The sequence below is a fragment of the Bradyrhizobium sp. Arg237L genome (assembly GCF_029990105.1).
Taxonomy (GTDB): Bacteria; Pseudomonadota; Alphaproteobacteria; order Rhizobiales; family Xanthobacteraceae; genus Bradyrhizobium.
Window position 1 is genome coordinate 103166 of sequence record NZ_JAQMIL010000010.1, and the last position, 18799, is coordinate 121964.

Here is an 18799-nt window from a genome sequence, read left to right on the forward strand (position 1 = left end):
GAGAGCTTGGGTCATGATGCAACACGGTTCGGTTCGCCTCGGGCGGGTGCCGCGACCCTGGCGATGCGAGGTTCGGTGATTGTCGGGCGGTTGTCGGGCGCCGGCTGGGCGATGACGCGGTTCAGGACCTCGACCCGCGGCCCAAACATTTCGACCGCGCCATCCCGCATCAGCAAGACCAGATCGACATGCCGCACCAGACGCGGACGATGCGAGACCAGGACCACCGTGGTGCCGCATGCCTTGAGCTTCCCCAGCGTATCGGCCAGATTGGCCTCGGAATCGCCGTCGAGATTGCTGTCGGGTTCGTCCAACACCACGAACCTCGGATCGCGGAACAGGGCACGTGCCAAGCCGATCAATTGCCGCTGTCCGCCGGAGAGATACTGACCGTTCTCGCCGATCTCGGTGTCGTAGCCGCATGGCAGCCGCAGGATCATGTCGTGGCAGCCCGCAAGCTGCGCGGCTCGGTAAACCTGCTCGGGCGAGGCGTCTCCCATCCGTGCGATGTTGCGGAACACCGAACCCTCGAACAGCTCGACAGACTGCGGCAGGTAGCCGACGTAGCGGCCGAAATCCTCGCGCATCCAGCGATGGACGTCGGCGCCATCGAGGCGAACGGTGCCGGCGCTTGGCGCAAGCGTGCCGATCAGCATCTTGATCAGGGTAGTCTTGCCGGCTGCCGACGGGCCGATGACGGCAAGACTGTCACCCGGAGACAGCGCGAACTGCACACCTTTGACGATCGGCGACGTCGAACCCGGCAAGCCGTACGTGACGCGCTCCACCGAGAGGCGGCCGACCGGGGTCGGTAACGGCCGGCCGGGCGGACGAAGACGAGGCAAGCTGAGGAAGTGCTGCAAGCGAAAGAAAGCCTGCCGGGCCTGGACAAGCTGCTTCCAACCGCCGATCAGCATTTCTACCGGCGCAAGCGCCCGGCCCATGATGATGGAGCCGGCAACAGTTGCGCCCGATGTCAGATCGTGCTGCAGCACCAGATAGCAGCCGGCGCCCAGGACGGCGATCTGCACCCCAAGGCGCGCGAACTTGGCCGTGGCCAGCAGCAAGGAGGCTCGCTGCGCCGCGCGCCGCTGCGGCGGCAGCATTTCGGCCACCCCCTCCTGCCAGCGGCGCATCACTGCCGGCAACATGCCCATGCTGTCAATCACCTCCGCATTGCGCGCGATGCTGTCAGCGCGACGTTGCGAATTGGCCGCCGCAACATTTGCCTCCTTCATCAGGCGCGAGGTGGTCAGCTCGTTCAGCAAGGTGAGAATGAAAAGGACGATCGCTCCTGCGGTCGCGATGCAACCCAGCACCGGATGCAGGGCGAAGATCACGGCGAGAAAAACCAGCACCCAGGGAAGATCGTAGAGGGCGAGCAGAGCAGGGGAGCCGAGGTAGCCGCGGCAAATGGCGAGATCGCGCAGCGCCTCCATGCGATAGGAATGACCAGAGAGCACGCTCTCGATCGCTCTCGCAAAGCCCTCCGGCGCGGCCTTCCGCTCGACCCAGGTCGCAACACGCTGCAGGGTCTGATTGCGCGAGATTTCCAGAATGGCCAGCAACAGGATGGACGCGCCCGCAATCAGCGACAGATAGAGCAGCGTATCGACGTTGTGCGTCGTCAGTACGCGGTCGAAAATCTGCATCATGTAGATCGGAATGGTGAGCTGCAGCAGGTTGACCATGCCGCTGAACAGGCCCACCACCAGGAATTGCAGCTTGCAATAGCCGATAGCGCGGCTGAGGATTGTCTCGCTTTTCCCGTGCGGATCAATCGCCGCAAGCTTCGACATCGGCTTCATATGCGACGCCCCCCCCATTTTCCAACCCCGACGTCTTCGTCGTGATATTCGAGCCTCGGGGCTCTCCTGCCGTACGTGACAGGCACGGCGACTTCAAAATCCGTCCAGTACAGTCGTCCACCTCAAAGAGAAGGACGACTGTATCCGGCAGAAGCGCTGTTATCTCGCTCCAAGGACAGGCAATCCCGAGTGGACTTAGCTCAGGACGAAGTCGTGGTGAGAAAGGTCCGCGGCGTGAACGCCCTGTAACGTCACATCCCCAGCGGCGCCGAGGTCCAGCACGGCGCCGTTGGCGGTGTCGTGCACGTGCGCAAGCGGATCAAAATTGGGGCCGAAGCCCGACAAATTGATCACGTCGTTGTTCACGTCGAAGTCCGTGATAGCGTCGTGCCCGCCTTGCGACATCTGGAAGGTGAAGGTATCCGCACCGCCATTGCCGGTCAGGATGTCGTTGCCCACACCGCCATCGATGCGATCCGCGCCACTGCCGCCGATAATGGTGTCGTTGCCTTCGTCGCCGAACAGCTTGTCGGACACCGCACCGCTGCCTAAACTGGATGCCTGGATGAAGTCGTTGCCGGCATCGCCGTGGATCTCGGCAGCGGCCTGCCCGCCGAGCGGCGGATTGAATGCGGCCACACCGGTGATCCTATCGTTACCGGCTCCCCCATGAACCACGTCACCGAACGTCTCAGTCCACTGTACGATATCGTCGCCGTCACCCGCATCGGCAAAGCCGTGCTCACCCATATGGTCGATCACGTCGTTGCCAAGGCCGCCGAAGATCTGATCGTGGCTGCCGCCGCCACTGATGTGATCGTCGCCGTCACCGCCATCAAGGCGGTCGGTGCCGCCATTTCCAATGATGGTGTCATTTCCGGTACCGCCTTCGATACGGTCGTTACCGTCGCCGCCGGTCAGGGTATCGTCGCCGGCATCACCGAAGATCTTGTCGCCTGCCGTGGCGTGCGCTGCATCCGTCGTAAACGCGGAGATGATGTCGTTGCCGTCGCCGCCATGGCTTTCGTCGGACGCGGTATCGGAACCGGTGATCCGGTCGTTGCCTTCGTCGCCGAAGACGACGTCTCCGACTGCATCATTCCAGGAGATGACATCATCGCCGGCACCGGCGTGAACGACATCGTGTCCCATCATCTGGTCGACGGTGTCATTACCGTCGCCGCCGTAAACCAGGTCGTTGCCGGCTCCGGTGCTGATGTGGTCATTTCCCGACCCGCCATCGAGGTAGTCGTTGCCGCCTCCACCGTTGATGGTATCGTTTCCGGTGCCGCCTTCGATGTGATCCGCGGCATCGCCGCCGATCAGCGTGTCATTGCCGCCGTCGCCGAACATCCGGTCGCCCGCCGTGGCGTGCGCGGCATCGGTCGTGAAGGCCTGGATGAAGTCATCGCCGTCGCCGCCGTGACTTTCATCGGACGCCGTGTCGGAGGCGATGATCCTGTCGTTGCCGCCATCGCCATAGACGATGTCTCCGACCGCGTCATTCCAGGAAATCGTGTCGTTGCCGTCGCCGCCATGGACAACATCATGACCGGCCATCTGGTCGATGGTGTCGGCGCCGTCCCCGCCGAACACCGTATCGTTGCCGGCTCCTGTGCTGATGTGATCGTCGCCGTCGCCGCCATCGAGGAAGTCGTTGCCGCCATTTCCCATGATGGTGTCGTTACCGGTGCCGCCCTCGATGTGGTCGTTGCCGTCGCCGCCGATCAGGGTGTCATTGCCGGCGTCTCCGAAGATCTTGTCGCCTGCGGTGGCGTGCGCGGCGTCGGTCGTAAAAGCCTGAATGAAGTCGTTGCCGTCCCCGCCGTGGCTCTCGTCGGCCGCCGTATCGGAACCGATGATCCGGTCGTTGCCCTCATCGCCGAAGACGACATCACCGACCTTGTCGTTCCACGAGATCAGATCGTCGCCCGCGCCTGCGTGGACGACGTCATGACCGGCCATCTGATCGATCGTATCGATGCCGTCACCGGCGAATACGACATCATTGCCCGCGCCGGTGCTGATGTGGTCGTTTCCCGATCCACCTTCGAGAAGATCGTTGCCGTTGCCGCCGGTGATGACGTCATTGCCTGCACCACCAAGGATATGGTCGTCGCCATCACCGCCGTTGAGCGTATCATCACCATCATCGCCTGACAGCGTATCGTTGCCGCCGTTGCCGTCAATCGTATCGTTGCCGGCAAGGCCGAAGATATGATCCGGCCTATCGGTGCCGGTCAGGATATCGTCGCCGTTCGTTCCCGTAAGATCAGACATGACGCGTTCTCCCTGTCAAATGTGGGCCTCAGCGGGTTGCAGGTTGACGAGAGTCCTGCGCTGCCCTCAACCGACGCCCTCACGTATTGGTAAGCTTTCTTTTCGGAGAGTTCAGGGGCGATATGGTTGCATCTGTAATGCGGGGAACAGATTGCTGTAACCAAACTGTAACGTCGTTTCTCAAGGCGAGACGAGGGTCTCATCCGAACTGACGGCGTGATTGATCATGAACAAACGGCATGACGGCAAGTCACGTCGCTGTGCTTATTGGGTCGGGTTCGTCGTTGAGTTTGAGACGTCCCGAGGCTGCCAGATCCATCGCAGCAGCTAATTCCGAGGTGCCCACGCGGCGCTTGCCGGGTCGTTACGATCAGCAAGGACTTGCTGAGTCGCTTCTATCGTGGCGCGCGGCTTCTTGCGCCCGATCTTGCGGACGACCGTATAAAACGCTGGCGTAAACAGGAGTCCGAAGGCGGTCACTCCCAGCATTCCTGCGAACACCGCAGTGCCGAGCGATTGACGCATTTCCGAGCCTGCCCCGGTGGCGACCACGAGAGGTGCGACACCGAAGATGAACGCCAGCGACGTCATCAGGATCGGTCGCAGCCGCGTGCGCGCGGCGGTGACGGCGGCCTCACCGGGCGTGGCGCCGGCTTCCTCGGTCTGGCGTGCGAATTCCACGATCAGGATCGCGTTCTTGGCGGCGAGTCCAACCAGCACGACGAATCCGATCTGCGCGAGAACGTCGATCGCCATGCCGCGCATCAAAAGACCCGTCACGGAGGCAAGCAGGCACATCGGAACGATCATCACCACCGCGAGCGGCAGATTCCAGCTTTCATATTGCGCGGCAAGCACCAGGAACACGAACAAGGCTGCTGCGCCGAACACCAGCAAGGACGAGGTCCCCGGCTGTTGCTGCTGAAACGCAAGCTCGGTCCATTCGAAGCCGATGCCTGGCGGCAGCACCTCGTGCGCCAGCTCCTCCATGCGGTGCAGCGCAGTGCCGGTTGCGACCCCAGGCGCCGCTACGCCCATCACTTCAGCAGCCGGGAAGAGATCGTAACGCGGCACGCGATAGGGCGCGTTCTCAGACTTCAGCCGCGCCACCGTGCCCACCGGCACCATCTCGCCGGAGGTGTTGCGCGCCTTCAGCCGCGCGATGTCGTGCGGATCCTGGCGGAACGAGCCATCGGCCTGCGCGATGACCTGGTAGGTGCGGCCGAGATAGTTGAAGTCGTTGACATATTGCGAGCCGAGATAGACTTGCAGGGTGTTGAAGACGTCGGTAGGCGTCAGCCCGACCTTCTCGGCCTTCTCTCGATCGATATCGGCGTTGACCGCCGGCGAGCGTGTCCCGAACAGCGTGAAGACGCCGGCGAAACTCGGATCCTTGTTGGCGGCTGCGACCAGCGCCTGCGCTGCTTTCGACAGTGCCTCCGAGCCGAGGCCCGCGCGATCCTGCAGCATCATCTTGAAACCGCCGGCATTGCCGATGCCCTGCACCGGCGGGGGCGGAATCGTCAGCACATAGGCTTCCTGGATCACCGAGAGGCGCTTGCGCAGGTCGGCGAGCACGCTCGGTGCGGTCAGGCCGGGCACGTCATGGTTATAGAGCGATGGCAAGCCGGAAAAGATCGTACCGGCATTGGAGGCGATGGTGAAGGTGGTCGCATCCAGTCCTGCAAACGGCGCGACGTGCTCGACACCGGGTGTGGACATGATGATGTCGATCGCCTTCTTGACGACCGCCTCCGTGCGATCGAGCGAAGCGCCGGGCGGCAATTGCACGACAGTGATGAGATAGCCCTGGTCCTGCTCAGGGATGAAGCCGGTGGGCGCGCGGGCGAACTGGAAGCCGGCGACGCCGATCAGCGCGGCATAGACCACGAGCACGACGCCGGTGATCTGCACCAGCCGCCGCGTCAGCCGTCCATAGCCTGTCGACAGCCACTCGAAGCCCAGATTGAAACGCGCAAATCCAGCCTGCACCAGGCGAAAGATCAACGGGCCGCGCGGCTTCTGGCCGTGCTCGTGGGCCTTGAACAGCACCGCGCACAGGGCCGGGCTCAGGGTCAGCGAGACGAAGCACGAGATCAGGGTCGACACGGCGATCGTGACCGCGAACTGGCGAAAGAATTGCCCGGTAATGCCCGACAGGAAGGCCGAGGGCACGAACACAGCGCATAGCGTCAGCGCAATCGCGATCAGCGCACCGCCGACCTCGTCCATGGTGACATGGGCAGCCTGTGCCGGGGTCATGCCGCGTTCGAGATTGCGCTCGACATTCTCCACCACGACGATGGCGTCATCGACGACAATGCCGACCGCGAGCACGAGGCCGAACAGCGACAGGTTGTTCAACGATATTCCGAGCACGTAGAGGAAGACGAAAGTGCCGACCAGCGACACCGGGATTGCAATCACCGGAATGATCGCCGCGCGCCAGCTTTGCAGGAACAGGAACACGACGCCGACCACAAGGAGGATCGCGATGAAGATGGTCTTGATCACCTCGTCGACCGATTTGCCGACGAAGATGGTGGGGTCGTAAATGATCTTGTACTGCAGGCCGGGCGGAAAATCCTTGCCCAGCTTCTCCATTGCGTCGAGCACTTCGTGCTCGACGGCGAGGGAATTGGCGCCCGGCTGGGCGAAGATCAGGAGCGGCAGGCCCGGCTCGCGATCCATGTAGGCGGACGATCCGTAGTCGGAAGCGCCGATCTCGACGCGGCCCACATCGCGCAGCCGCGTCACGCGGCCCTCGGTGTCCGACTTCAGGACGATGGCGGCGAATTGTTCTGGTGTCGACAGGCGCCCAAGCGTCTGCACGTTGATCTGATAGGCCTGCTTGGAGGCGACCGGCGGCTGGTTCAGCACGCCCGCCGAAACCTGGACGTTCTGGGCGCGCAGCGCGGCAAGCACCTCGCTTGCGTTCATGTTATGCGCCGCAACCTTGTCGGGATCGAGCCAGATGCGCATGGCGTATTCGCGCCCGCCCTGCATCTGCACATCGCCGACGCCCGGTAGCCGCGCCAGCACGTCCTTTACGTGCAACGTCGCGTAATTCGAGGTGTAGAGCAGGTCGCGCGACGAGTCGGGCGAATAAAGATGTACCGCGAGCAGGATGTTCGGTGTCGACTTGCGCACCTGCACGCCGAGCCGCTGGACGTCTTCCGGCAGCCGGGGAAGCGCATCCTGCACCCGGTTCTGCGTGAGCATCTGCGCGACGTTGAGGTCGGTCCCGATCCGAAACGTCACGGTGACCGTGAGCTTGCCGTCGCCGGTGGACTGGCTGCTCATGTAGATCATGTTCTCGACGCCGTTGATCTCCTGCTCGAGCGGTGTCGCCACCGTGCGCGATACCGTCTCGGCAGATGCGCCGGGATAGGTGGTGGTGATCTGGACCGTCGGCGGCACGATCTCCGGATATTGCGAGATCGGCAGGATGGCGAGCGCGCCGAGGCCGATCAGCGTCAGGAAGACGGAGAGGACAGTCGCAAAAATCGGCCGGTCGATGAAGCTATGGGTCACGGAGAACGCTCCTGTCTTCTCGGTCCTGGTCTCTAGCCTTGGCCGTCAACCTTGGCCGTCAGCGGCAGCGTCGTAATGGATGGCGCCGTCTTGCGGCGCGACCTTGGTGCCGGGAATGGCGCGCACCAGGCCGTCGATGACGACGCGGTCGCTCGCCTCGAGGCCCGACTGGATCACGCGCAATCCGCCGCGAAGATCACCGGTGGTCACGATCTTTGGTTTCACGGTCGCATCAGCGCCGACGGTCATGACCAGCCGCTGCGACTGGTCGAGCATGACGGCGGCGTCCGGCAAGAGATAAACCTGCGTCGGCGGGGCGATCGCAACCCGCAGCCGCGCGAACTGGCCGGGCGCCAGGAACAGATCCGGGTTAGGCACGGTGGCGCGCGCATGAATGGTGCCGCTGGAGCGGTCGAGTGCATTGTCGATGAAGTCCAGCGTGCCTTCGCGGGCGAACCTGTTCTCGTCGCTGAGGCTGATCGCGACCTTGTTGGCGAGCGGACCGCCAACGCGGGCGCGCTCTCGCGAGAATGTCAGGAAATCGGATTCGCTCATGTCGAAATCGAGATAGAGAGGATCGAGCGAGACCAGCGTCGTGAGCAGCGTGGTCGGACTGGTTGCAGCACGGCTGCCCGCGACCAGGCTTCCAATCGAAACCTGGCGCGCGCCGATGCGTCCCGTGAACGGTGCCCGTACGCGGCAGTATTCAAGGTCGAGTTCCGCGTCCCGCACCCGCGCCTTGGCGTCTTCGACTGCGGCCCGGGACGCATCCTGGTCGTTGGTGCGCTGGTCGACCGTCTCCTGCGTTGCGAACTCGTTGCGCTTGAGCGATTGCGCCCGCGTAAGCTGGTTGCTGGCGAGTGCCACGCGCGCCGTTGCGGTCACAAGCGCAGCTTGCGCCTGGGCCAGCCTGATCTCGTAGGGCCGCGGGTCGATCACGAAGAGGAGGTCGCCCTTGTGGACGATCTGGCCGTCCTTGAAATGAAGCTCGGTCAAGATACCGCCTACCTGGGCCCGCAATTCAACCCGGTCGATGGCCGAGAACTGTCCGAGGAAACCGACCCTGGTATCGACCTCGCGCTGCAAGGGCTGGCTCACCGTCACCGGCAGAGGAGATGGCAACGCCGCCGCCTGGTCACCTTTGCGAGGCGCGAAGCCGAGGTAGACAAAGAGTGCGGCAAGCACCGCTATCGCAGCGATTGCGGCCGTTCTCCATGTCCGCCGTCGCGGCGCCGGCTGCTTCAGCGGTTCTCGTTCAATGTTCGAATGATCACTGATCTGATCCATGAGGCTACCATCGGTATTTGCCATGCCGCCTTGAATCGGGCCGAAGCCTTGCTGGCCTACCGAACCACACCGGCCAGTCCAGATTTCGGGGGAGGTTTCGCGGCAGTTGTTTCGGAAGCGGATAAGTTGTGTTCGGGGTTGATATTTGGAGAGGGAACTCCAATATAGTTTGGCGGATATAAACTCAGGGAGGCGCCGTTCAAGGATTTTTGGAGCGATGACACCAAAAATAAATCAGCAGAAGAAAATTCAAGCAAAGAGCGCTCAAGACGAGAGGCGTGGCCGTGGCCGGCCGGCCGTCTTCGATCGTGCCGCCGCGCTGCAAGAGGCGATGAAGCTGTTCTGGGAACGCGGCTATGAAGGCACGTCGTTCAACGACCTGATCGCCGCGATGGGGATCAGCGCGTCGAGCTTCTACAACTCGTTCGGCAGCAAGGAAGAACTCTATTGCGAAGCCACGCATTCCTTTCTCGAATGGTCGGGCCAATGGTTCTTCGCCATCCTCAATGATCCCTCGATCGATACCAGGACAGCCTTCGCGCACCTGTTCGAGGCGACCGCAGAAGAGTTCACCCGCGGCGATCACCCGCTCGGCTGCATGATCTCGCTTGCTGGCACACATTGCTCACCGGGAATGAAGAATATTCGTGACATGATGGCCGAGCATCGCGCTTTTTCGGAAGGCGCGATGGCCGCACGCATCCGGAAAGGCGTGATGGAGGGCGACGTAGCCCAAGATGTCGATTGCGAAATGCTGGCCGCCTATTACAGTGCGGTGGCGCGCGGGCTTGCGGTGCAAGCGCGCGATGGGGCCGCGCGTGAGAAATTGTCTGAAATAGGCCGGCTGGCCATGCGTGCCTGGCCGACGGCAAAGAGCGACGATCAAGGCTCAGCCGCGGTTGCCGCTGGTCGGTCGCGTGATGTCTGACTATCGCGCGATGTTCCGGATTCGAGACAAGCCTCTGTGTGCCCGAGAGAGTCGAAAAGCTGGCAGATCCGCGATTTCCGGATTTAGATCTTGAGTTCGATGACTGAAGACGAGCCTCTCGATGAGATTTCAATGATCGAAGCTCGGCTCGAGCAGCTTGCCGAAGTCGCCGAGCGGTGCAGAAAGATCATTTTGGCTTCGAAGGCGGCAATCGCGGGCGGCATCGCATTGCTGATCGTTATGATGTTCGGCCTCTTCGGACCTGATCAAGTCGCTCTTATTGGATCAGTCGCCCTGGTGCTGGGCGGAATCGTATCGCTCGGATCGAATGTCAGTACGTTGCAACAGACGGTAGCCGACATAAGCGCCGCAGAGTTGCTCCGTTCTGATCTGATCGGCAGGATCGACCTCAAACTGGTTGGTGAGAGCACACGAAGCTGAGTTGCGCGCCCCCCGGGTGGGTCAGATGCCGACGTTACGGCCGAACTCAAGCTGGTTTACATCTGGAAGCGGACATTGGCCGCTCCCGTGGCTAGGCCGGCGACGGGCCAATCGCTGCCATGACCAGATGAGCTGACGGTGTGCGCAGTCCGCCATCCTCAATGACGGCGACTCCAGCGAAGAGCTACCCGCTGGCAAACGTCGCTACGATCTGTTGTGTCATGACGATGAAAGCCCTGGCGGCTGCCGAACGGTAAGCGTTGCGACGGCGAAGCCGCGCGGCGCGCCTGGGCTCGAACGCAGGTTTCATTTTCACGGCGGACAGACCTGAGCCGCCGACGTTCTCCGGAAGGATGGTCGCGAGGTCGGTCTGGCGGATGAGTTCAAACAGCGTCAGGTTCGAGTTCGCCTCCGCGTCAATTCGCGGGCGCAAGCCTTCATTCCGGAAATAGCGGTCCACAATCCGGCAGATCGCCGAAGCCGATTCCGAGGTCCTGTGTGCACCGAAAACCTGATCCGAGTGTGATGCCGCGTTGGAATCGCTAAGCTGGCATGATGATCGGGCTGTTCCGCTTCGCTCGGCCGTCCTGGCCTCGCCATTCAAGTCGAAGTTGCGGCTTGAAGCCGAGAACGCGGTGCTCCGACAACAGTTAATTGTTTTGCGGCGCAGATCGCGCGGTCGCGTTCGGCTCACGAACCTTGATCGCTGGTTCTGTGCCCAGCTGTATCGGTGGTTTCCAGCAATCCTACAGGTTCTCACAATCGGCCGGCCCGAGACGCTCGTGCGTTGGCACAGAGCCGGATTCTGCTGCTACTGGCGTTGGAAGTCGCGCCCACGGGGAGGGCGACCGCAGATCGGAACGGAGCTGCGCGTCTTGATCCGGCGGATGAGCGTCGAAAATCCGCTTTGGGGCGCGCCTCGCATCCACGGCGAACTGCTCAAGCTCGGGTTTCAGGTCGCGCAGTCGAGCGTCGCGCGATACGAACTTTATTGTAGTTGAACGGTGCGCGCGTTCAGTGGAATTTTTTCAATGAGATAGAAAGTGGCGTGTGCACAACTTGTGCACCGGAAGATCAAGAAAAATCTATTGATGACCAATTTTAGCAGTCGAGTCCTCGATGGGGGAAACTGCATGAGGACCATGAACCCCAGGCATCGTAGATGGGGGGCGCTTGCCGCGCCTTAGTGAAGGCTTGGCTACGATGCCTATGAACATCCATTTGCGCCTGAATGCACCATCAGCGTCTCCTGGACGAGAGTTGCCAGCATCAGCCCATCGCGGTCATGAACACGTGCGATCGACAGCCCGCGACCGCCTTCCGCGCAGGGACTTTCGGTCTCGATATGCATCCAGGCGTCGGGGGAAAACGCGCGATGAAACCAGATACAGTGGTTGAGGCTCGACACATAGAGCGGCTCGCGTGATTGTAGATCGCGAAGATGGCCGCCTACGCTGCTGAAGTTCAGCCACCAGTCCGACAGATACGCAAAGACCGCGGCTTGCGTCGTCGGACCGCGGACAAGCGGTCGCTTGCTCCTGAGCCAGAAGCGCAAGCGCGGCTGCGCAGTCGCGGCCGAGAGCTGGCGCTCGATATCAGGAATACGAAAATCCATACTGGGCTTGATATGCGGAGAGTAGGGACCGAGCGGCCGCAATTGCTGCATGAGGGCGGTCGGGATCGTGGCGAGCGCGGGCAAGTCATCGGGATTTTCCGACAGCGCCGGCGAAGACGCACCATGTCGCGGCCCGGGCTGCGGCGCGCAGAAGCTTGCTTGTGCGGCCACGATCGTTCGGCCGTCACCTTGCATGCCCAGCACGTGACGGGACGAGAACCGCTCGCCCTCTCGCGATATTGGCCGAACTGCACAAGCTCGACTGGCGCGAGCAATCGTTGGCCTCGCTGCACGGCGACGGCCGCGAGCGCGAGGAAGTGCGCGCGATCTCGGTCTGGCGCCGATCGCTCGCGCGCCCGACCGCGCGCTATTACCCCTTGCTTGACTGGGGCGGGCGCTGGCTTGCTGAAAACTGCCCGCAGCCGCCGCGCCGAACCATCGTGCATGGTGACTACAGGATCGGAAATTTTCTCGAGCGCGAGCGAAAGATCACAGCCATCCTCGATTGGGAGCTGACGCATCTCGGCGATCCCCACGAGGACCTCGCATGGGCCCTGATGCCAACCTTCAACGCCAGGAGCCGCAAGCTCTATGGCGTGGTCGAGCGGGAGGAGGTGATCGAGCTCTATCAGCGCGCCTCGGGAATCTCGATCTCGGCAAGGAGTCTCGCGTTCTATGAGGCCTTTGCTCTGTATCAGGCTGCGGCGATCCAGATGTGCGCGGTTCGCGCCTTCGAGGTCGACCGCTTCAACGACATGCGTATGGCCGTGATGGCAAGCCAGATGCCGTCGATCGTGCGGGCGTTCGAGCGAGCATTGGAGGCTGTGGCATGAGCGCGTCCTTTGAAAGGCTGATCGACGGCATGGTCGAAGCGCTGCAGGCACACGTTCTGCCGGGAAGCCACGATGATTTTGCCCGGGGGCAGATCTTCTCGGTGATCTTTGCGCTCAATGGGTTGAAGCTCGCGGCGGACTGGAAGACGGGGCCGCTGTTGGAGCAAATTCGCCTTCAGGATGACGCCTTCGCGGCGGTGAGGCGATTGGCGGATGGAATGAGCCATCCGCCGTTGCCGGTGACACGTCTCACCGGCGGCATCGTCGACGCCGCGACCGTCGAAAGCCTGCGTGACGAGGGCGACCGGAAGCTGGGCGAGCTCTTGCTGTGGGCGACCGGCGAGGATGCGAGGACGGCCGACCGGAGCGCGGCAAGCGAGATCGAGATGATGCTGCGGCGTCTGATCTGCGATCAGCTCAAGGTCGAACTCGCGACGACGCCGAAATCGATGCTGCAGCAAATTGCGGGCGAACGGGTCGCGTCCGGGGCCAACTGAAGCTTAGTGAATGCCGGGGAAGGCGCTTGCCGCCGGCAAGTTGGAGTGATATTAGTTAAACGGTCAGTCGGATTATTAAATGACCGATGCGGAACCGAGCTGTGGGAGGCGGAGCGATGAACGTAATGACCGGCATCTCGCCATGGGAGCAGTTGATCCGGCCGGATCGGGTGCACGGGACGCTCTACACCAATCCCGCGATCTTCGAGGCCGAACTCGAGAACATATGGTACCGCACCTGGGTCTATGTCGGGCACGAGAGCGAGGTGCCAAAGGCTAACGACTATGTGGTCAAGTCGATCGGCCCGCAATCGGTGATCATGACACGCGACGAGCAGGGCAAGGTCAATCTGCTGCTCAACCGCTGCTCGCATCGCGGCAATCAGGTCTGCTCCTACGACAAGGGCAATGCGCGCTCCTTCACCTGCCCGTTCCACTCATGGACCTTTGCCAACGACGGCCGCCTGGTCGGCTATGCCTTTCCGGATGGCTATGAGGGGCAGGACAAATCGAAGCTCGCGTTGGGGCGTGTCACCCGCGTGCAGTCCTATCGCGGCTTCGTGTTCGGCTCGTTCGCGGGCGAGGGGCCGACGCTGGAGGAGCATCTCGGCGGCGCCGCCGAAACCATCAATCGCCTGGCGCGCTCCTCACCGGAAGGCGAGGTCGAGGTCACGGCCGGTTTCCTCAAGCACCGCGTCAAAGCGAACTGGAAATTCATCCTGGAGAACGAGTGCGACGGCTATCACCCGGCCTTCGTGCATACCTCGATCTTCGGCGTCGCCGATAGCGCGATCGGCAAGCTCTATGGCGGCGCCTCGACCGCGATGACGCGCGACTACGGCAACGGTCACACCGAGATCGATTTGCGTCCCGAGTTCCGCAAGCGCGATCAGCCGATGAGCTGGTTCGGCACCTCGTCCGAGCGTCTGCCGGATTACACCGCGCAGATGAACGCCGCCTATGGCGAGAAGGCGGCGCGCGAGATCATGATCGACGGCACGCCGCATGTGATGATCTTCCCGAACCTGTTCATTGCAGAAATCCAGATGTTCGTGATCCAGCCGCTGGCGGTCGACGACAGCGTGCAGCACGTCACCGCGCTGCAATTCAAGGGTGCACCCGACCTGAACCGTCGGCTGCGCCAGCAGACCATGGGCTCGGTCGGCCCCGCCGGTTTCCTGCTCGCCGACGATTCCGAGATGTATGAGCGCTGCCATCGCGGCGTGCTGGCCCGCAATCCGGAATGGATCTTTCTCGGGCGCGGCGAGAAGCGCGAGCGCCAGGACGAACTCGGCTTCCGGGTCGGCCATGTCACCGACGAGGTGCCGTCGCGCGGCATCTGGAGCCATTATCGCAAGCTGATGGAGCGTGGCTGATGTTGTCGCGCGAGAGCAGCGCCACGCTGATGAATGCGGTGACGGCGTTCATCTACCGGGAAGCACGGCTGCAGGACGAGCACCAGTACGAAGACTGGGAAAAGCTCTGGACCGAGGACGGCGTCTACTGGGTGCCGGCCAACGGCGTCGATATCGATCCCGAAAAGGAAATGTCGATCATCTATGACAACCGCTCCCGCATCGCGCTGCGCGTGCGGCAGCTCATGACCGGCAAGCACTTTACCCAGACGCCGCAGTCTCGCCTGCGCCGGCTCGTCTCCAACATCGAACTGATGGACGAGCAGGCGACCGGCGACATCGCGGTCGCCAGCAACAGCCTCATTTTCGAGTCAAGCCTGCGCGACGACACGCTGTGGGCCGCGCGCAACGAGTATCGGCTGCGCTATGTCGATGGCGAATTGCGGATGGTCTACAAGAAGGTCATGCTCGTCAATAGCGACAAGGCGTTGTTCACGCTGTCGTTCCTCGTCTGACGCCGGAAAGGCCATGCCATGATCGACAAGGGACCGGTTCTGCTCGACATCAGCGACGGCATTGCGCGGCTGCGGCTCAACCGTCCCGATGCCGCGAACGGAATGAGCGCGGAATTATTGAGCGCGCTCTGCGACGCCATCATGGTCTGCCACGGCCATCCGGATCTGCGGGTGGTGCTGCTGAGTGGCGAGGGTACCAATTTCTGCGCCGGCGGCGATGTGCGCGCCTTCGCGTCCAAGGGCGAGAAGCTGCCGGACTACATCCGCCAGGCCACGGCCTATTTGCAGAATGCGGTGACGGGGTTGCTACGGCTGGAAGCCCCGGTGATCGCGTCGGTCCAGGGGTTTGCCGCAGGCGGCGGCGGCTTTGGCCTGGTCTGCGCGTCCGACATCGTGATTGCCGCGGAGTCGGCAAAATTCCTTGCCGGTGCCACGCGGGTGGCGATGGCGCCGGACGCCGGTGTCTCCGTGACGCTGTCGCGGCTGGTCGGCTTGCGCCGCGCGATGTCGATCCTCCTGACCAATCCGGTGATCTCGGCGCCCGAGGCGCTACAGATGGGAATCGTCACCAAGGTCGTGCCCGACAACGAGCTCGGCAGCGCCTCGCTCGCGTTCGCAAAGGAGTTGGCGGCCGGCGCGCCGAAGGCACTCGCCGCGACCAAGCGCCTGGTCTGGGCAGGAACCGGCACCAGCATCGAACAGTGCCTGTCAGAGGAGGCGCGGACCGTGTCCGAACTGTCGGGCATGGCTGATGCCCGCGAAGGCCTCGCCGCCGTGATCGAGCGGCGCAAACCGAATTTCACCGGGCACTGACGCGTGCCCGCCGCCGGGACATTGCGATTTGGGCGGCTGGATGGGCGCCGTGCGCTCCTTACCGGCGGCGCACATGGCATCGGCGCGGCAATCGCCCACGGATTTGCCCAAGCCGGCGCAAAAGTTGTGATCGGCGATCTCGACCTTGCCGCGGCATCGTCTCTTGCCGGCGAGATCGGCGCGGAGGCCGCCCGCCTAGATGTCAGCAATCCCGCGATGGCGCGCGAGATCGTCGCGCAACACGGGCCGTTCGATATCCTCGTCAACAACGCCGGGATCGACCAGCACGCCTTCTTCACCGACACGACTGAGCAAGATTGGGCAAGGCTGCTCAGCGTCAATCTCGTCGGCGTGCTCGCCTGTACCCATGCAGTGCTGCCAGCGATGCAGGCCACGGGCTTTGGCCGCATCATCAACATCACGTCAGAAGCCGCGCGGCTGGGATCGAAAGGTGGGGCGGTGTATTCGGCCGCCAAGGGCGGCGTGATCGCCTTCACCAGGAGCATGGCGCGTGAGAATGCCCGTTATCGCATCACCGCCAACGCCATCGCGCCCGGGCCGATCCGCACGCCGATGCTGGAACAGGCCGTCGCCAAAGGCGGCGAGAAGTTGCTGCAGGCGATGACCGATGCGACGCTGCTACGCCGGCTGGGCGAGCCCGGGGAGATCGCGGCGGCTGCCTTGTTCCTTGCCTCCGACCAGGCGGCCTATATCACCGGCGAAACGCTCGGCGTCTCCGGTGGCATGGGGCTGGGTGGCTGAGATGGCAGACGTGCCTCACGATATTTCGGCAGCTCCGGTCGATCGCGCGATCGAGCGGATGCGCACGGTCTATCGGGGATGGACGCGCGAGACGTCGGTTGTCCAGATGCGCAGCGATTGGGATGCGGCCTTTACCGGCTGCTCGGTGCCGGTCGCATGCCACCACGTCTCGGTCGGCGGCGTCGACGCCGAATGGATCGTGCCGGCGGATGCGCCGCCGGACAAGGCGATCCTGTATTTCCACGGTGGCGGCTTTCGCATCGGATCGGTCGCCTCGCACCGCGACCTGATCGCGCGGATCTCGCAGGCGAGCGGTTGCCGGACGCTCGCGATCAGCTACCGGCTGGCGCCGGAGCATCGTTTTCCGGCCGCACTGGACGATGCGCTCACGGCGTATCGTTACCTGTGCGACCATGGTTTCGATCCCTGCGATATCGCCGTCGCAGGCGATTCCGCCGGCGGAAATCTCGCGCTCGGCACCATGCTGGCATCGCGCGACCGCGGCGAGCCGCTGCCTGTGGCGGGAGTGCTGATGTCGCCCTGGACCGATCTCGCTGCGACCGGCGCGAGCTATCGGACGCGGGCCGAGGCCGATCCGATCCATCAGCGCGCGATGATCCTCGCTCTGGCAAGGACCTATCTCGGTGCAGAGGGTGATCCGAACAATCCAATGGCATCGCCGGTATACGCGAAGCTGTCCGGCCTGCCGCCGCTGCTGGTTCAGGTCGGTGACCGCGAGACCGTCCGAGACGATTCCACCGAACTCGCAGCAAAGGCGAAAGCCGCCGGTGTCGACGTCGATCTGCAGGTCTGGGACGGCATGATCCACGTATTCCAGATGTTTGCCGAGATTCCGCAATCGCGCGAAGCCATCGCCTCAATCGCAAAATTTTTGCGCGAGCATCTTCACATCCCCGCCGGGAGGGACTGAAATGAACCTCATGACCGCCAATCCGGGCCAACTGGCTGAAGCCGAATTTCTCTTCTCCGAGCAGCCGAATCTGCCGGAGGAGCTGCGGATGCTGCGCGAACAAGTGCGGCGTTTCGTCGAGAAGGAGGTCGTGCCGCACGGCGAGGCGTGGGAACGCGAAGGCAAGATCCCGCGCGAGATTTTTCGCCGCATGGGCGAACTCGGCTTCCTCGGCATGCGCCACGCCGCCGAATATGGCGGCACGGATATGGGCCCGCTGGCCTCGATGGTGTTTGCCGAGGAGCTGGGGCGGTCCAGCTTCGGCGGCTTTACCTCGTCGACGCTAGTCCATACCGACATGTCGGCGGTCCATATCACGCTGCGCGGCACGCCGGAACATAAGCGGAAATATCTGCCGGCGATCGTCCGCGGCGAGACGATCTGTTCGATCGCTGTCACCGAGCCCGATGCAGGCTCCGACGTCGCCGGACTGAAGACGCGGGCGATGCGTGACGGCGATTGCTGGGTGATCAACGGCGCAAAGATGTTCATCACCAATGCGGTCTATGGCGACATCCTGATCGTCGCGGCGCGCACCGATCCGAACGCCAAGGGCAGCCGCGGCATCTCGCTCTTCATCGTCGAGCGCAACGCGCCGGGGATCTTGGCGACAAAGCTCGACAAGCACGGCTGGCTCTGCTCCGACACCGCTGAGATCGCATTCCAGGATGTGCGGGTGCCGGCCGAAAACCTGCTCGGCGAGGAGAACAAGGGCTTCTATGGCATCATGGAGACGTTCCAGAACGAGCGCATCTGCATCGGCGGCATCTGCGCCGGCGAATCCGCCAAGGCGATCGAACTGGCGACCAACTATGTGAAGACGCGGCAGGCCTTTGGCGGTCCGCTCTGGAACCAGCAGTCGGTGCGGTTGAAGCTGGCCCAACTCGCGGCCAAGGCGGCTGCGGCGCGGCAGCTTGCCTATCACGCCGCCGAGCTCGCCGAAGCCGGGCTGCCCTGCCTGCGCGAGGTCTCGATGGTGAAGGCGTTGTCGCCGGAGGTGCTGCACGAGGTCGTGCATGGCTGCCTGCAGCTCCACGGCGGGAGCGGCTTCATGCGCGGCACGCCGATCGAGCGCATGGTGCGTGACGCCCGGGTGCTCACCATCGGCGGCGGCGCCACCGAGGTAATGCTGGAAGAGGTCGCCAAGCAGATGTGAGGAAC

General features: G+C 63.0%; 17 protein-coding genes. 11 read left to right on the forward strand and 6 right to left on the reverse strand.

The genetic code is table 11. From position 1 onward, the window contains the following. Nucleotides 1-11: 11 nt before the first annotated feature. On the reverse strand, nucleotides 12-1808 hold the full coding sequence (locus OZ411_RS08640) for a type I secretion system permease/ATPase (RefSeq protein WP_282527582.1): 1797 nt from the start codon (nucleotides 1806-1808) through the stop codon (nucleotides 12-14). A gap of 195 nt (nucleotides 1809-2003) precedes the next feature. Beyond that, nucleotides 2004-2447: a hypothetical protein gene (locus tag OZ411_RS08645; protein ID WP_282527583.1), complete on the reverse strand. Its 444-nt coding sequence runs from the start codon at nucleotides 2445-2447 to the stop codon at nucleotides 2004-2006. A gap of 30 nt (nucleotides 2448-2477) precedes the next feature. On the opposite strand from OZ411_RS08645, the gene OZ411_RS08650 reads away from it, so the two are divergent. Further along, nucleotides 2478-3968 carry a hypothetical protein gene (locus OZ411_RS08650; RefSeq protein WP_282527584.1) on the forward strand — a complete coding sequence of 497 codons (1491 nt, stop codon included), beginning with the start codon at nucleotides 2478-2480 and terminating at the stop codon, nucleotides 3966-3968. Between the two features lie 447 nt (nucleotides 3969-4415). On the opposite strand, the gene OZ411_RS08655 is transcribed toward OZ411_RS08650, so the two are convergent. Continuing rightward, nucleotides 4416-7622, reverse strand: coding sequence for a multidrug efflux RND transporter permease subunit (locus OZ411_RS08655; protein WP_282527585.1), 3207 nt, complete (start codon nucleotides 7620-7622; stop codon nucleotides 4416-4418). 45 nt (nucleotides 7623-7667) lie between these two features. Beyond that, nucleotides 7668-8708 (reverse strand): efflux RND transporter periplasmic adaptor subunit, encoded by a 1041-nt coding sequence (locus tag OZ411_RS08660; protein ID WP_282527627.1) that lies wholly within the window; start codon nucleotides 8706-8708, stop codon nucleotides 7668-7670. 346 nt (nucleotides 8709-9054) lie between these two features. Here OZ411_RS08660 and OZ411_RS08665 point away from each other — a divergent pair, with 346 nt between their 5' ends. Together OZ411_RS08665 and OZ411_RS08670 are read left to right on the forward strand one after the other, a co-directional pair. Continuing rightward, nucleotides 9055-9837 (forward strand): TetR/AcrR family transcriptional regulator, encoded by a 783-nt coding sequence (locus OZ411_RS08665; protein WP_282527586.1) that lies wholly within the window; start codon nucleotides 9055-9057, stop codon nucleotides 9835-9837. 99 nt (nucleotides 9838-9936) lie between these two features. Then, a complete protein-coding gene (locus tag OZ411_RS08670; RefSeq protein ID WP_282527628.1) occupies nucleotides 9937-10278 on the forward strand; it encodes a hypothetical protein in 342 nt (113 codons plus the stop codon). A 184-nt stretch (nucleotides 10279-10462) separates the two neighbouring features. Here OZ411_RS08670 and OZ411_RS08675 read toward each other — a convergent pair whose 3' ends face one another. Together OZ411_RS08675 and OZ411_RS08680 are read right to left on the reverse strand one after the other, a co-directional pair. Further along, nucleotides 10463-11038 (reverse strand): LysR substrate-binding domain-containing protein, encoded by a 576-nt coding sequence (locus OZ411_RS08675; protein ID WP_349016987.1) that lies wholly within the window; start codon nucleotides 11036-11038, stop codon nucleotides 10463-10465. Between the two features lie 447 nt (nucleotides 11039-11485). Beyond that, on the reverse strand, nucleotides 11486-12064 hold the full coding sequence (locus OZ411_RS08680) for a hypothetical protein (RefSeq protein WP_349016988.1): 579 nt from the start codon (nucleotides 12062-12064) through the stop codon (nucleotides 11486-11488). Here OZ411_RS08680 and OZ411_RS08685 point away from each other — a divergent pair. The 8 genes from OZ411_RS08685 (at nucleotide 12055) to OZ411_RS08720 (ending at nucleotide 18794) form a co-directional block, all read left to right on the forward strand. Further along, nucleotides 12055-12726, forward strand: coding sequence for a phosphotransferase family protein (locus tag OZ411_RS08685; RefSeq protein ID WP_282527588.1), 672 nt, complete (start codon nucleotides 12055-12057; stop codon nucleotides 12724-12726). The genes OZ411_RS08680 and OZ411_RS08685 overlap by 10 nt on opposite strands. Further along, nucleotides 12723-13223: a hypothetical protein gene (locus OZ411_RS08690; protein ID WP_282527589.1), complete on the forward strand. Its 501-nt coding sequence runs from the start codon at nucleotides 12723-12725 to the stop codon at nucleotides 13221-13223. The genes OZ411_RS08685 and OZ411_RS08690 overlap by 4 nt, the downstream gene beginning before the upstream one ends. A 116-nt stretch (nucleotides 13224-13339) precedes the next feature. Beyond that, nucleotides 13340-14599, forward strand: a complete 1260-nt coding sequence (locus OZ411_RS08695) for an aromatic ring-hydroxylating dioxygenase subunit alpha (RefSeq protein ID WP_282527590.1) — start codon at nucleotides 13340-13342, stop codon at nucleotides 14597-14599. Next, entirely contained in the window at nucleotides 14599-15093 is a 495-nt protein-coding gene (locus OZ411_RS08700) for an aromatic-ring-hydroxylating dioxygenase subunit beta (protein ID WP_282527591.1), read from the forward strand. Before OZ411_RS08695 ends, OZ411_RS08700 begins: the two co-directional genes overlap by 1 nt. Before the next feature lie 18 nt (nucleotides 15094-15111). Then, on the forward strand, nucleotides 15112-15906 hold the full coding sequence (locus tag OZ411_RS08705; protein WP_282527592.1) for an enoyl-CoA hydratase-related protein: 795 nt from the start codon (nucleotides 15112-15114) through the stop codon (nucleotides 15904-15906). 3 nt (nucleotides 15907-15909) lie between these two features. Further along, complete coding sequence (locus OZ411_RS08710) at nucleotides 15910-16668, forward strand: SDR family oxidoreductase (protein WP_282527593.1); 759 nt, start codon at nucleotides 15910-15912, stop codon at nucleotides 16666-16668. 1 nt (nucleotide 16669) lies between these two features. After that, entirely contained in the window at nucleotides 16670-17599 is a 930-nt protein-coding gene (locus OZ411_RS08715; protein ID WP_282527594.1) for an alpha/beta hydrolase, read from the forward strand. A 1-nt stretch (nucleotide 17600) separates the two neighbouring features. Next, nucleotides 17601-18794 (forward strand): acyl-CoA dehydrogenase family protein, encoded by a 1194-nt coding sequence (locus tag OZ411_RS08720; protein WP_282527595.1) that lies wholly within the window; start codon nucleotides 17601-17603, stop codon nucleotides 18792-18794. Nucleotides 18795-18799 lie beyond the last annotated feature (5 nt).